Annotated in this window: 9 protein-coding genes and 4 pseudogenes; 10 read left to right on the top strand and 3 right to left on the bottom strand. The window is 37.8% G+C overall.

What is annotated here, in order from left to right; all coding sequences use genetic code 11:
* Positions 1 to 135 precede the first annotated feature (135 nt).
* From ACRRVB_RS01270 to ACRRVB_RS01230, 9 genes and pseudogenes are all read left to right on the top strand, one after another.
* Positions 136 to 1,077 (top strand): ABC transporter permease, encoded by a 942-nt coding sequence (locus tag ACRRVB_RS01270; RefSeq protein ID WP_432466192.1) that lies wholly within the window; start codon positions 136 to 138, stop codon positions 1,075 to 1,077.
* Positions 1,078 to 1,084: 7 nt separating this feature from the next.
* A complete protein-coding gene (locus tag ACRRVB_RS01265) occupies positions 1,085 to 1,945 on the top strand; it encodes an ABC transporter permease (protein ID WP_432466191.1) in 861 nt (286 codons plus the stop codon).
* Positions 1,946 to 1,947: 2 nt separating this feature from the next.
* Positions 1,948 to 2,940: an ABC transporter ATP-binding protein gene (locus ACRRVB_RS01260; RefSeq protein WP_432466190.1), complete on the top strand. Its 993-nt coding sequence runs from the start codon at positions 1,948 to 1,950 to the stop codon at positions 2,938 to 2,940.
* A gap of 4 nt (positions 2,941 to 2,944) precedes the next feature.
* The gene (locus ACRRVB_RS01255; protein ID WP_432466189.1) at positions 2,945 to 3,931 is read left to right on the top strand and encodes an ABC transporter ATP-binding protein; all 987 of its coding nucleotides are present in this window, start codon (positions 2,945 to 2,947) and stop codon (positions 3,929 to 3,931) included.
* Positions 3,932 to 3,973: 42 nt separating this feature from the next.
* On the top strand, positions 3,974 to 5,374 hold the full coding sequence (gene aspS / locus ACRRVB_RS01250) for an aspartate--tRNA(Asn) ligase (RefSeq protein ID WP_432466188.1): 1,401 nt from the start codon (positions 3,974 to 3,976) through the stop codon (positions 5,372 to 5,374).
* Positions 5,375 to 5,455: 81 nt separating this feature from the next.
* Positions 5,456 to 8,038 carry a DNA gyrase subunit A gene (gene gyrA, locus ACRRVB_RS01245; protein ID WP_432466187.1) on the top strand — a complete coding sequence of 861 codons (2,583 nt, stop codon included), beginning with the start codon at positions 5,456 to 5,458 and terminating at the stop codon, positions 8,036 to 8,038.
* Positions 8,039 to 8,047: 9 nt separating this feature from the next.
* Positions 8,048 to 9,478: a cryptochrome/photolyase family protein gene (locus ACRRVB_RS01240; protein ID WP_432466186.1), complete on the top strand. Its 1,431-nt coding sequence runs from the start codon at positions 8,048 to 8,050 to the stop codon at positions 9,476 to 9,478.
* Between the two features lie 226 nt (positions 9,479 to 9,704).
* Positions 9,705 to 9,998 (top strand): annotated as a pseudogene (locus tag ACRRVB_RS01235) (transposase); the annotation flags it as partial.
* A gap of 325 nt (positions 9,999 to 10,323) precedes the next feature.
* Positions 10,324 to 11,937: a tetratricopeptide repeat protein gene (locus ACRRVB_RS01230; protein WP_432466185.1), complete on the top strand. Its 1,614-nt coding sequence runs from the start codon at positions 10,324 to 10,326 to the stop codon at positions 11,935 to 11,937.
* Between the two features lie 147 nt (positions 11,938 to 12,084).
* Here ACRRVB_RS01230 and ACRRVB_RS01225 read toward each other — a convergent pair.
* Together ACRRVB_RS01225 and ACRRVB_RS01220 are read right to left on the bottom strand one after the other, a co-directional pair.
* Positions 12,085 to 12,507, bottom strand: a pseudogene (locus ACRRVB_RS01225) (transposase); the annotation flags it as partial.
* 19 nt (positions 12,508 to 12,526) lie between these two features.
* Positions 12,527 to 13,404, bottom strand: a pseudogene (locus ACRRVB_RS01220) (IS982 family transposase).
* Between the two features lie 118 nt (positions 13,405 to 13,522).
* Between ACRRVB_RS01220 and ACRRVB_RS01215 the strand changes: the two are divergent.
* Positions 13,523 to 13,891: an Rpn family recombination-promoting nuclease/putative transposase gene (locus tag ACRRVB_RS01215; protein WP_432466184.1), complete on the top strand. Its 369-nt coding sequence runs from the start codon at positions 13,523 to 13,525 to the stop codon at positions 13,889 to 13,891.
* 278 nt (positions 13,892 to 14,169) lie between these two features.
* Here ACRRVB_RS01215 and ACRRVB_RS01210 read toward each other — a convergent pair.
* Positions 14,170 to 14,359: pseudogene (locus tag ACRRVB_RS01210) on the bottom strand (IS5-like element ISCca5 family transposase); the annotation flags it as partial.

Here is a 14,359-nt window from a genome sequence, read left to right as displayed (position 1 = left end):
AATCTAGGTATATCCTATCTTCGGGTATACAATAGCGCTTCAGTTTTTTACATTTATTTTTAATGCTGTATTTATGTAGTGTAGGTAGATAGAAGCGATTATTTACCCGAAGTGTAAATAATCGCTTCTATTTTTATGATGTCTCTTTTTCTATATCTCTTAAGAAGGTTGCTCTATGCGCTTTCGGTTATGGTAGGTGTTACTTTTTTAGTTTTTGTGATCTTTAACATGCTTGTAGAAGATCCTACGCTTATCTTACTCGGTAAATATGCTACACCGAAAGCCATGGCTGCGCTCAGCCATCAACTAGGCTTAGATAGGCCTTGGTATCTTCAGTATTGGGAGGTGCTGCAATCTGCTTTCACCTTTAATTTTGGTTGCTCCTGGGCTACCAAGCAGCCTATTTTAAAAACATTTCAACAAGGTGGACTGGTCTCCCTTACCGTTACATTACCTGCTTTTTTGATAGGAAACGGTTTATTGGTATATGTTTCTCTTTGGATGACCCAATATACAGGAACCATTTGGGACCGCCTTCTAGTTATCGGTTGTATGGTCATGAGTAGCATATCTATATTGGTATATATTCTAGCTGGTCAGGTATTTTTTGCTTATCAGTTAAATATTTTTCCAATAATGGGTTATAAAAATGGTTTTTTCGCCTGTGTGCCCTATATCATTTTGCCGACTATTATTCTGGTGTTGCTTCATTTTTGTTATAACTATCGGTTTTATAGAACCATTATGTTAGATGAAGTTTATCAAGACTATGTACGTACTGCACGGGCAAAAGGATTGTCAGAAGAAGTTGTTTTATTTAAACATGTTTTTAAGAACCTTATGGTGCCTATTCTGACAACTTTGGTAAAAGATTTTCCATCTTTATTATTTGGATCTGTAGTGATAGAGAATTTTTTTGGCATACCAGGACTAGGTAATCTTGTAATAAGTGCCGTAAGTCTTTGTGATTTTCCAACCATTAAAGCCGTTACTATAATGGCTGCGGTGCTCAGTATTTTCTGTAATATAGTAGGAGATGTCTTGTATACTTTGGTGGATCCGCGTATAAAATTATAGTATAGATATGTATAAACGTAATCTGCTCCATCAATTTGGTTGTAGCGCAAAGGCTTTAATAAGTAAAAAATTAAACCTTTTTTGTTTTGTAACCTTATTGGGCTATGTGGTCGTGGCGCTATCTACTAAAGTAGGATGGTTGGGCGCTAATTGGCATATACAAGTGGGAGATGCTTGTCAATTACCCAATCGGCTCCATTATTTTGGTACAGATATCTTGGGTAGGAGTGTTTTGGCTAAGGTTTTACATGGTACAGAAGTGGCTATGAGCGTTGGATGTATTGTAGCCTTAGGTGCTGTTCTAATGGGCGCTATCCTTGGTATAGTAGCTGGTTATTTTGGTGGTATGGTAGATACATGTGTGGTTTGGCTGTATACGGTTGTAACGGCTATTCCCACTATAATTTTATTGATGGTCATTGCCTTAGTTTTGGGAAAGGGTATGCAGACAATTTGTATTGCACTGGTTGCAACAGAATGGACTGAAACCTGTCGTTTGATACGTGGTGAAGTAATCCGTCATAAATCTAGAGAATATATTCAAGCAGCTTCAGCGATTGGTGCTAGTAGTGCCCGTAAAATTTTTGTACATCTATTACCCAATATACTACCTTTGACCATTTATCAATTTTCTTTGGTTTTTCAAACTTCTATAAAGCATGAAGTGATTCTGTCTTATTTGGGTATTGGCATTCAAAACAAGCCTAGTTGGGGCATTATGATTAATGATGCCAAAACAGGGTTGTTAAGAGGTATTTGGTGGGAGCTTTTTTTTTCCACAATCGCCATGTTTTTACTAGTATTTGTCTTTAATATTTTAGCTGATACATTGCGGGATCTATTAGATCCAAAGTTAAAAGGTCGATAACCATGAAGGAACAAGTTCTTGAAGTTAAAAATTTATTCACGCAGTATTACACTAGTAATAAGGCGACAACAGTGGTTAATAATGTTTCGTTTGATCTTTGCACGGGTCGTTCATTAGCTATTGTTGGAGAATCTGGTTCCGGTAAATCGGCTATGGCGCTTTCACTGATGCGACTTATTGTTCCCCCTGTTGGTACCATTACCGCAGAAGGTATTTTCTTAGAAGGAAAGGATATTTTACAACTTTCACTCAAGGAGATGCAAGCAGTACGTGGCAATCGTATGGCCATGATCTTTCAAGAACCTATGACGGCACTCAACCCCGTTTTTACCATTGGTGAACAGATTATGGAAACCATTCAGTTGCATCAACAAGTTACACCAAAAGAGGCAAAAATGGGTTGCATAGCGTTATTAACGCTTGTCGGCATATCCGCTCCCCATCAGCGCATGTTCGACTATCCCCATCAGCTATCAGGTGGCATGCGTCAGCGGGTGATGATTGCGATTGCACTGGCTTGTGACCCTGCTGTATTAATTGCAGATGAACCGACTACTGCTTTAGATGTAACCACGCAGGCCCAGATTATGGATCTCATACAAAGACTGCAAGTGGAAAAAAATATGGGCATTATATTGATTACCCATGATCTTGGCATAGTAGCTGAAGCATGTGATGCAGTAGCAGTTATGTATGGTGGTAGCATTGTAGAAAAAAGTCCTGTAGAGGCTATTTTTAATGCGCCATTACATCCCTATACACAGGCGTTATTGGATGCCATTCCTCCTTTGTCTGATGGTAGTCGTCCCCAAAGACTACGTACGATTGGTGGAGTAGTACCCCCTTTATCTGATCTGCCTATAGGTTGTGCTTTTCAAGACCGTTGTCCTTATGTAAAAGACCTATGTAGGGCTAGTAAACCACCGCTTCAAGAAGTAGGTTCTGACCATTCTGTAGCCTGTTTTTATCCCTTACAAGCTATCGCTAAAGATTAAAGGTATGCAACATAAAAAAATTTTATTAGAAGTGCATCGCCTTTGTAAGACTTTTTCAGTCAGCCATCATCTCTTAGGCCATACCATTGGTACAGTATCTGCGTTGCATAATATAAGTTTTACTTTATATAAAGGAGAAACACTAGGTTTAGTAGGCGAATCCGGTTGTGGTAAAACCACACTGGGTAGAACTATTTTGCGCTTGCTTGAGCCTACTAGTGGACGTATTATTTTTGATGGGGTAGATATTACCCATTGTAGTGCGCGCCAGATGCGCAGCATGCGCAAAAGCATGCAAATTATTTTTCAAGATCCTTATGCTGCTTTAAATCCTAGGATGGCTATCCAGCAAATCCTAGAGGAACCTATACAGATTCACCATATGGCTAATGGAAAAGCAGCATCTGCCAAGCGCATCTATCAACTATTGGATTATGTCCAGTTGCCTAGCACTGTTTTGTACAAATATCCACATGAACTTTCTGGAGGACAACGCCAACGCATTTGCATAGCAAGGGCATTAGCCGTTGAACCTAGCTTTATTGTTTGTGATGAAGCCATCGCCGCATTAGATGTTTCCGTACAAGCTCAGGTTATTAATCTTTTAATGGATTTGCAAAAAGAACTAGGGTTAACTTACCTCTTTATTTCGCATGACTTAAGGGTTGTAGAATTTATAGCCGATCAAGTTGCTGTAATGTATTTAGGTAAGATTGTAGAAGCTGCCCCAGCAGCAGAAATTTATAAAAGCCCTACACATCCCTATACAAAAGCGCTTTTTTCTGCTATACCTACTATGCATCCATCTAAGAACAAGGAACGGATTATTTTGCAAGGAGATGTCCCTAGCTCAAGGAACCTGCCTACGGGTTGCTGTTTTCATCCACGTTGCTGGAAAGCTGCAGAAAAATGTAGCCATATCCAGCCAGAACTCGCTAAAATGGAAAAAGAAAACCATCAGGTAGCTTGTCATTTTCCGGAGATAGATTAGCTATTCAATCTATTTATACTTTAAAATTGGACGACCAAATATATGTATCAACTGTCAGCATTAAAAAATCTTTCCACTTTAAATCATCAAGAAGTAGTAAGGGTGAGAGGAAGAGTCTTTTCCAAAAAAGATTGTGGGCGTATATTATTCTTGATTGTACGAGATGGTATCGATACCTTGCAGGCCGTTCTACTAAAAAATAAAGAAGGCACTGATGGTCAGTTATCTATAGAAGACTATAATCTATTGCGTAAGATTGAAAACGAATCTTTTATTGAACTAATCGGGCGAATTTATTGTGCAGAGCAGCCTGTATCGGCTTGTTCTCAACAATCCATTGAGTTGGCTATAATGGGATATACGGTACTGAGTAGATCTGTATTAGACTTACCCATTACACTCAAAGAAGCAGCCCTTAAAGAAGATCAAAAAAGCGAAAGTCAAGATTTTTCCTCTATTCGCTACGTAAAAAGACTAAATAATCGCGTATTAGATTTGCGTACCGATTTGGCACAAGCTATTTTTCGAATCAATGATGGCATGCTTTTTTACATACAGTCCTATTTACGAAATCATGGGTTTATAGAGATTAAAACACCCAAGTTAATAGGCGGGGCTTCTGAGGGAGGGGCAGATGTATTTAAGGTAGACTATTTTGGTAAACCTGCTTGTCTCGCACAAAGCCCTCAGTTGTATAAGCAAATGGCGATTATAAGTGATTTCAAACGGGTATTTGAAGTAGGTCCTGTTTTTCGTGCCGAAAACTCAGACACCAATAGACATCTTACAGAGTTTATAGGCGTTGATCTTGAGATGGTTATCGATCAGAGCTATATGGAAGTAGTCCATTTCGTATATCAACTATTGGTGGATCTGTTTGGTACATTAAGCAAAAAATACGATCGAGAAATCGCCATTATACGATCTTTTTTTGATCTACCCCCACTAAATTTTGCATCAGAATTGGTCGTTATACCTTTTCCAGATGCCGTTTCCTTACTAAAGGCCCGTGGCAAAGAGAGAAGTGATTTCGATGATTTATCTACTGAGGATGAAAAGCAGCTGGGTATTATTGTAAAAGAAAAATATCATACAGATTTATATGTAATTACCTGTTATCCATCTAGTGTGCGCCCCTTTTATACGATGGTTGATCCAAATGATCCCCGATATACCCATGCCTATGATTTTATGTTACGAGGTGTAGAAATCCTTTCCGGTGCACAGCGGATACATGATTACGTTAGTTTATCCGAACGCGTTGCGCAGCTCGGCATAGAGGCCACTTCTATAGATCATTATTTACATGCATTTAAATATGGTGCGCCCCCTCATGCAGGGGTCGGTATGGGGCTAGAACGAATGTTAAAATGTTTTTTAGGATTACCAGATGTACGGTATAGTAGCTTATTTCCGCGTGATCCTAAGCGGTTGTATCCTTAAATAGCTTTATTATTATGATATGATAAACCATAGCTGCTGCAGGTCTATTTTTAATTATTTATAAACTTTAATTTCCTACTTATGGAGCCAACACCAGCGGATCGTATTATCCCAATCAATATAGAGGACGAAATGCGGGATGCCTACATAGATTATTCTATGTCTGTAATTGTCGCTAGAGCACTCCCCGATGTGCGCGATGGCTTAAAGCCTGTCCATAGACGGGTATTGTATGGTATGTATGAGCTTGGCCTCAATCAAACCAAAGCTTACAAGAAGTCTGCAAGAATTGTGGGAGAGGTATTGGGTAAGTACCATCCACATGGTGATGTGCCAGTTTATGAAACCTTAGCCCGTATGGCCCAAAGTTGGGCACTTCGTTATCCGCTTATAGAAGGGCAAGGTAACTTTGGATCAATCGATGGAGATGCGCCTGCTGCTATGCGTTATACCGAAGCCCGTTTGGTACGCATTTCCGAGGAACTTATTAAAGAAATAAATAAAGATACTGTTGATTTTCAGCTTAATTTTGATGCTTCTTTAAAAGAACCTATTGTATTGCCTGCTAAACTTCCTAATTTGCTTTTAAATGGAGCTTCTGGTATTGCAGTCGGTATGGCCACCAATATGGCCCCTCATAATCTATCAGAGACATTAAGTGCTATTGTAGCCTATATTGAGGATCATGATATAACCATTCCTGCGCTAATGGAATATATAATTGCTCCTGATTTTCCTACTGGCGGCATAATTTATGGCTACAGTGGGGTGCGGGAAGCCTTTCAAACAGGAAGGGGACGTATTCTGTTGCGTGGGAAAGCTACCGTTGAAGTATCCGCTAATGGAAAAGAGCAAATCATTGTAACGGAGATACCCTATCAGGTGAACAAAGCGGTTATGATAGAAAGAACTGCACAGCTGGTTAACGAAAAAAAAATAGAAGGGATTGCCGATATTCGAGATGAATCCGACAAAGAAGGTATGCGTATTGTCTATGACCTTAAACGGGATGCAATAGCACATGTCGTACTCAATAACCTTTACAAACAAACCCAGCTACAAAGTTCTTTCAGTGTGAATAATGTAGCCTTGGTAGAAGGTAGGCCTAAAATTTTAAATCTCAAAGCACTTATTGTCCATTTTGTAGACCATAGACATGAAGTATTGGTACGCAAAACTACCTTTGATCTAGAACATGCAAAAAAGAAGATACATCTGTTAGAGGGTTATCTTATTGCTTTAGATCATTTGGATAAAGTTATTGCATTGATTCGTAGTTCAAAAGATGCAGAGATCGCCAAAACCACATTGATGGAAGCCTTTCCTTTGAGTGAGTTACAGGTAAAAGCCATTCTAGAGATGCGTTTGCAGCGGCTTACAGGTCTAGAACGGGCTAAGATCACAGAAGAATACCATCAGGTACAAAAACTGATCGATCATTTATTGGCTGTATTGGCTGATAAAGTCCTTCGTATGCAGTTGATTAAAGAGGAATTGATCGCACTGAACGAGCGTTATGGCGATGTGCGTAGGACTGTAGTAGAGTATGAAGCAGATGCCTTTACGATGGAAGATATGATTCCAGATACCGAGATGGTCATTATGATTTCCAACCAAGGTTACATTAAGCGAACACCACTAGTTGACTACCGTCTACAAGGTAGAGGTGGTGTAGGCGCTAAGGGCATTGCTACTAAAAAAGATGATTGTACAGCCCATCTATTTATCGCTACTGCACACCAATATTTACTGATATTTACCGAATATGGTAAAATTTATTGGGTAAAGGTGTATACCATACCAGAAACTAAGAAAGCTACACAAGGCAAAGCGATACAAAATTTAATCAATATAGCGCCTGGAGATCAGGTCCGTAGTATTATTCAAGTTAGGGATTTGAAAGACCAGACCTATGTCGATCAGCATTATGTCGTTATGTCTACCAGGAAAGGGATTATTAAAAAAACACCCCTTCGTGCCTATGCTACCCCACGTGCCAATGGCATTCATGCGATTGTAATTCGGGCAGGTGATTCGCTATTAGATGTACAGCTTACCAATGGCACCCATCATATTGTATTGGCATTGGCTTCTGGTAGGGCTACACAGTTTAATGAAGAAGATGTACGTCCTATGGGACGGGTGGCTTCCGGTATAAGGGGCATCACCTTAGCTCATGAACAAGATCGTGTAATTGGCATGGCCTGTTTTCCAACATCAGATTGGGACGTTTTAGTAGTTTCTGAAAATGGGTACGGCAAACGTTCGTCCCTTTTAGATTATCGTATTACCAAAAGAGGAGGTAAAGGCGTAAAAACCATACAAATTACTGAAAAAACAGGAAACCTAGTGGCCATTCATGCGGTAAAAAACCAGGATGAATTAATGATTATGAATCAAGCTGGTTTGGCCATTCGGATGCAAGTAAGTACTTTACCCCTTATAGGTAGAGCCACACAGGGTGTTCGGTTGATTCGATTGGGACAAAATGATAAAGTAGTTTCTGTAGCTAGAATAGATATGTTAGATGGGGTGCCAGATGATAAAGTGCCATCTGGTGTAGTAGAAACAGGTATAGCTCCAGTGTCGAGTGATCAAATTATAGAAGAAGATCTAGTTTTAACAGAAGAAGCTGAGGTCTTAGATGATCCAATAAAAGATTAAAGTTTTGCTATGGCTCCAGTTGCTATCGTTTGGCTGCGGCGTAATTTACGTCTAAAAGATAATAAGCCTTTTGCAGCTGCATTGCGCCATGTGGATAAAATCTTACCCATTTTTATTTTTGATACAACTATTCTGAAGCAGTTTCCCAATCCTTATGATAGGCGGCTCTCTTTTTTGGCCCATACGCTTTGTTTGCTCCATGATGCATTAAAAACGCTACAAGGGGGGCTGTTTGTCTTTCATGGTACTCCTTTAGAAATTATTCCCAAACTGGTTGACCATTTAAAGGTTGAAGCCATTTATGCCGATGAAGATTATGAACCAGCCAATATAGAACGGGATAGAGCCATTCAAAAAGTATTGGCGCCCCGTTGCAAACTACATCTATATTGTGACCATCTGCTTATAAAACCTGGTATAATCCTAACCCAATCTAACCAGCCTTATAAGGTATATACGCCTTATATGAAGGCATTTAGAGCCCATATCGTCCATCAAGGAGCGCTGGAACATAATAGGCTACTAATAGAATATCGCTATGCCTTATCAGGGAGATTATTTATCCCTTCAGCGTTACATGGTAAATCTATTGACTTAAATTTAGGGGCGGAGGAAGTTTTAAAACAGATCGGCTATATTTATAAAAAAGATACCTTATGGGAGCCTAAAAATGGGTTTAATCGATTGGATAATTTTCTTAAAAACCAGATAGACCATTACAAAACAAATCGAGACTTTTTAGACCTCAATGCTACCAGTAGATGCGGCCCCTATTTAAGATTTGGGCTTATATCTATACGATCCTGTTACCGCAAGGCATTTGCTTTGGCTTCAAATTTAGGCATTACGACTTGGGTAAATGAATTAATTTGGCGTGAATTTTATGCAAATATTTTATATCATTTTCCAAATAGTGTCCATGAGTCGTTTCAAGAAAAATACCGTAATGCCATACCTTGGAATAGCAAAGAAGAAGATTATAACCGGTTTGTCCATGGACAAACCGGTTATCCGATCATAGATGCAGCCATTCAGCAGCTATGGTCTGAGGGATGGATGCATAATAGAGCAAGAATGATTGTAGCCAGCTTTTTTAGTAAAAATCTGCTTTTAGATTGGTCCAAAGGTGAAAGTTTTTTTGCGCAGCACCTTATGGATTATGAGCTCGCTTCTAATGTCGGGGGGTGGCAATGGTCCAGTGCTTGTGGAGTAGACGCGCCTCCTTATTTTCGGGTTTTTAATCCTTATCTACAAGGCAAGAGATTTGATCCAGATGGTCAGTATGTAAAAAAATACTTGCCAAATTTAGAAAAAGTACCTGGACACATCATCCATACTATGGATTTTCATACCCTCCATATAGATTATCCCAAGCCGATGGTAGATTATACATTATCTAGAATACGTGCCATAGAAACTTTAAAAAAAATAGGACTGTAGTGGCCCGAAAAAACCAAACAAGCTTTTATAAATTTTTTTCCTTATACTTCATCGAAGCAAAACAAGAGCATCAAAATGGCTGACAAAGGCAGCCCGTAAAAAGAGAGAATTGTTCATTCATTGGCAATTAGGTATTTTCCCTTCGGCTGAATAATGGAAGCCGTATGATGGGAGACGCTCATGTACGGTTCTGCGAGAGGGTAAGGCTGAAATGCCTTGGCCTACTCACCTGAGTAAAGAATTATTTGAAAAACTTATGGAAAAAGGAATAGAACTGATTACCCAAATCAGAAAAAATATGAAAGATGCTTTCATGCCTATCTGGGATAAACGAATGCTTCGCAAGAGATCCATCATTGAAACTATTATCGATCAGCTTAAAAATATTAGCCAAATAGAACATGCCAGACATAGAAGCATACCTAATTTTATTGTCAATTTAATAGCTCGTATTACAGCTTATGCACTAAAAGAGAAAAAACCGGCTATAGCTAATATATATACAACTGGTTTACATTAACTCTAATCCAGAATTGACGTTAATAAAAAAATATTTATTATCCAATGTAAATAGTAAATCTTGAAGTATTTTTATGCATATAAAAATATTTTAGGGCTGACTACGTTAGAGCGGGTCGTATGGCCTAATGGATTATACTAAGCGTAAAAAGTAGCTCCATTTGTATTTTTCAAAATAGCCCTTTAATTTGTAACCCTTAACAGGCCATTTACCACTTTTGTTTTGCTTTTTTTTTATGGTATATAAAATAGATGTAAGCAGTGGTTAAGCAGTGGTATGGTAGAGACCTGTTTAGCCGTTAAGTAGTGCAATAGTATATTAAAGTATGGATAAAAAATATCGGATGGTCATCGATAAAGTAGATAGGTATAGATTTTTTTGTGTACTGATGTGGTTGGTAATCCCCCATCCACTTTTGGCGATTCCTTCATCTATAGCTGAGATTGTGCGTACTTTTGAGGGTCACAATAAACAGAAAAGGGCTAATCTCAAGGGTAGTCAAGTGCCACCTTTATCAGTAGATGGTGCAGATAATAAATCAGATGAGGCAGCTGGTTTGTCTAATGCGCAACAAGCGCGATTGGCTATCGATGGAGCCATTAAAGATAGTAAGTTGGCAAGCCACCCTGCTACTTGGTATTATAGAGGGGTTATTTATGATCGACTTTTAAGGGATCATATCGCTTCAGAAGAAGGACCCGCCTTGTTGGATGAGGCGCTTGCCGCCTATGCGCAGGCGCAGCAATTAAGTGTATCTAAACATAAACAATTTCATAGCTTTGCCCTTAGTAACTTAACTACTCTATGGAGTTATTTTTTAAACAGAGGGATTGGCTACTATAGGCAAGAAGCATTTGATCAAGCCATAGATCAATTTGTTATTTGCAGACGTATTTTGCCTGAAGAGTCTACCCCATTGTTGTATATGGCTATTGTTTACCATAGCCATGATCAGCCAGAAGAAGCCTTGCGTTATTATCAAGACTATTTAAAAGTACAAGGCGCACAGTTTCCTGTTTTGCGTGCTATCGCTGCTATTCATTACCATAAGCTTAAAAATTTTGATAGAGCTATAGCTATTCTAAATGAAGCACTTCTTCAGTTCCCTTTTAATAATGAGTTATTAGAGGAAAAATGCTCCATCTATGAAGCTGCTGGAAAAGTAGATGGCTATGCAGATGGCTTAGCGGTTAGAATACAAAATAAAGAGATCCATGCCTATTACGCATATGCTTATCTTCTAGAATATCAAGGACGTATGGAAGAGGCCCTTTTTTATTACCAGCAAGTTTTAAAAGAGCACCCCCATCAATATGATGCGTTGCGTCAAATGGGTTTTGTATTTTACAATAAAGCCATAAAACTGCATAGGGATACGGTACAATTATTTGGAAAAAAAGAGTCATTGGTCCATCCTAGGTTGACTGATTGGTGTGGGTTAATTCATGTAACGCTTAGATATACAGCGTCTGATCGCATGCCATCCCTAGCGCGTCACCATATATGGCCCATTTTTGGTGTAAGGTATTGGCGTTCTAAACCAGTTCTATTTTGTGCCCGACCTACCTGCGTAGTATACAATTATCGCCTTGTTCAACACAGTACAATAAACATCTTAAATCTGTTGTTAGAAACAGGCAATATATCCTATAACAGCCCTTTATATAGCTATATAAACCAAAAAAAAGCACTAGCATTGGCTTGCAATCAGCGGACACAAAGGGTATCAAAACTAAAAAAGTATCTAAAAAAGTCTTTGTATTACCTAAAAATAGCCCATATACAAAACAAAAAAGATAAAAAAGTTGCACAAGCTTTGTACTATAGTTATTACTATTTAAAAAGATATGGGTCTGCTTACAGATTACTACAAGGGATGCACCGGAAAAAACAATATCTTTCAGATGATCCATTTTTTGCCCATAAAGAAAAAGGTTAATGTATTGAGACCGTTGTTATAGATAGTTATTGTAATCTTTTTAAGTTTCTAGTTGTATTTTTTGTAGTTTTTATGGTTAAGAATGTATAAATTTCATTATTTACTGATTTTCAAGTTTATTTTATTCATTTTAGATATACCATTCCCCTAAAAACCCTTTAATATGATATTTGGAGCCCTATATAAATTATAGGCTATAGCTTCCATAACATGTTGCGTATGGGTTTTATCAAGGCCTATATATCTAGGTTTTGAGCTACGGAACCACCTCTTAATACTTCCAAATACCCTTTCTACTTTATAGCGCGTCTTAGATACCAATTTATTAAACCCTTTAGGAGCAGGTGATAAGGGATGATTTCTATTACCTTTCTTTTGAATAGCTGATTTTAATTTCTTGTTTTTTAATAAAGTTTCGTTGGGCAAACCGCTATAGCCTTTATCTCTATAGAGCCTGCTGCCTGCTTTTAGGGATACTTTATCCAATAATATAGGTAAATGGGCACCATCATGATTAGATGCTTTTGTGGTACTGACTGCCAGAACTAAACCTTCTTTACTTTCTACTAACGTCAATTCTGGATTAGAGTTAATGTAAACCAGTCATATATAGATTAGCTATAGCCGGTTTTTTCTCTTTTAGCCCATAAGCTGTAATACGAGCTATTAAATTGACAATAAAATTAGGTATGCTTCTATGTCTGGCATGTTTTATTTGGCTAATATTTTTAAGCTGATCAATAATGGTTTCAATGATGGATCTCTTTCGAAGCATTAGTTTATCCCAGATAGGCATAAAAGCATTTTTCATATTTTTCCTGATTTGAGTAATCAGTTCTATGCCTTTTCCCATAAGTTTTTCAAATAATTCTTTACTCAAGTACCCTTTTATCGGTAAATACTTTTCCGATCAAATTTTTACATAAATTTTCTACTGGCCATCTATCATTGGCCTTACCTGTAGTAAGGGAAAAGTTCATAATTTCACCTAAATCATTTACAATTAAGTGTAACTTCATCCCGTAGAACCAACCAGTAGTGGTTTTACCTTTAGTAGCAATTGATTTAAAAACTTTATGGGAATAAGCTCTTTTGGTATTACAAACTTTAATGGCCGTTGAGTCCATAAAGTAACATCCTGTTTTAGTCTTGGAAAGACTTTGTGAAAAAAAAGTAAAAGGGGACCACTGTTCTTTGAACTAGAGTTATAAATCTACTATAGCTTACTAACTTGCAAAAGTCATTAGAATGAAATTGTTGTAAATGAAGATAATACAACTTAAAATTTCTAAACCCAATTACATGAAAAGCAACTAATATTGTCATTATTTCGCTCAAAGTCAATGAGCATACTCTAGTTGGTTTTCTATCTGAGGTAGGTAACAAATGTGATTCCATATAAGGCATAAATTTTATAAGAAATTCGTCAACAGCGTAATATATTTCAACTAATTTTGATACATTCATAATCTGCTCCTTTGGTTTTAGGGTTACTCTTTTATCCCCTAAATTTAAAACTCAAAGGAGCTTTTTAAAACCTTCTTTTTACTGTCTAATCCAGAATTGACGTTTGTATATTTATCAGATGAGCAAGAAAGAAGAAAAATCAAAGGATCAAAAAGATGGCTTGGATAGTCCTCACGACCTTGTATTTAAAAACACGTTTTGCAATAAAGAGGCGATGCTGGATTTTCTATCTGCCAACTTGCCTTGTGATCTACTTTATAAAATAGATCAAGAGAAATTAGCGTTAACAAATAAAAGCTATGTAGATCCAGTTGGGAGAAGAGGAGAATCTGATTTAGTGTTCAAAACCAATATAAATGGTAAGGAAGGGTATCTGTACATTCTTTTCGAACAGGTGCGACATGAAGCCGCACAAAGAGAATGTGCGCCAAGCGCACTGGGGCCGCATCACCGTCCCATTGTCACATTCTTAGTGCGATTCGGGTAACTGAATTGTGCCAAGCAAGGATGAAAGCCGAACCAAATTAACCAGTTGGAGGAGAAATGGAGGCAAGACAAAATTAAACTAGGTTGAACGCAAGTGAATCTCCATATTAAAATATCGTAAGAAGGATAAGGATATGCAACCAACTGATACGTATCCAAGGGGTAGTTTTAAATAACAGATGCTAGAAAAGAGTGTTCGTTTTCTAGGAAGATGCCATCCCCCCGGTATAGAGGAGGCAACCTACTTAGTCGGCCCTGAAATATTATTTTTGAATAAATTTATTGAATGGATATTTCTTTATAATATATATGGTTTATCAGGCGCTCTATTTTTCTTACCCAAGATATAGGTATAACTGGTTTTGGATTAAGAATTTTAATTATATAGGTTTTAATTTATTTGACTGTGAGGGTATTAAGAATAATTTTCTTGTAATCAGTCGTAGGTTATGAGCAATAGCACATAAAA

This window comes from Candidatus Cardinium hertigii, assembly GCF_050864855.1.
GTDB lineage: Bacteria > Bacteroidota > Bacteroidia > Cytophagales > Amoebophilaceae > Cardinium > Cardinium hertigii_C.
Note: the sequence above shows the minus strand (reverse complement) of the source record. Positions and strands in the feature narration are given on the sequence as shown.

What these genes read in the sequence shown, in the direction of transcription:
- ACRRVB_RS01255 (WP_432466189.1), top strand. Translation starts at nt 2,945, where the DNA reads ATGCAACATAAAAAAATTTTATTAGAAGTGCATCGCCTTTGTAAGACT.
- ACRRVB_RS01215 (WP_432466184.1), top strand. Translation starts at nt 13,523, where the DNA reads ATGAGCAAGAAAGAAGAAAAATCAAAGGATCAAAAAGATGGCTTGGAT.
- ACRRVB_RS01230 (WP_432466185.1), top strand. Translation starts at nt 10,324, where the DNA reads ATGGATAAAAAATATCGGATGGTCATCGATAAAGTAGATAGGTATAGA.
- ACRRVB_RS01270 (WP_432466192.1), top strand. Translation starts at nt 136, where the DNA reads ATGATGTCTCTTTTTCTATATCTCTTAAGAAGGTTGCTCTATGCGCTT.
- gyrA (WP_432466187.1), top strand. Translation starts at nt 5,456, where the DNA reads ATGGAGCCAACACCAGCGGATCGTATTATCCCAATCAATATAGAGGAC.
- aspS (WP_432466188.1), top strand. Translation starts at nt 3,974, where the DNA reads ATGTATCAACTGTCAGCATTAAAAAATCTTTCCACTTTAAATCATCAA.
- ACRRVB_RS01260 (WP_432466190.1), top strand. Translation starts at nt 1,948, where the DNA reads ATGAAGGAACAAGTTCTTGAAGTTAAAAATTTATTCACGCAGTATTAC.
- ACRRVB_RS01265 (WP_432466191.1), top strand. Translation starts at nt 1,085, where the DNA reads ATGTATAAACGTAATCTGCTCCATCAATTTGGTTGTAGCGCAAAGGCT.
- ACRRVB_RS01240 (WP_432466186.1), top strand. Translation starts at nt 8,048, where the DNA reads ATGGCTCCAGTTGCTATCGTTTGGCTGCGGCGTAATTTACGTCTAAAA.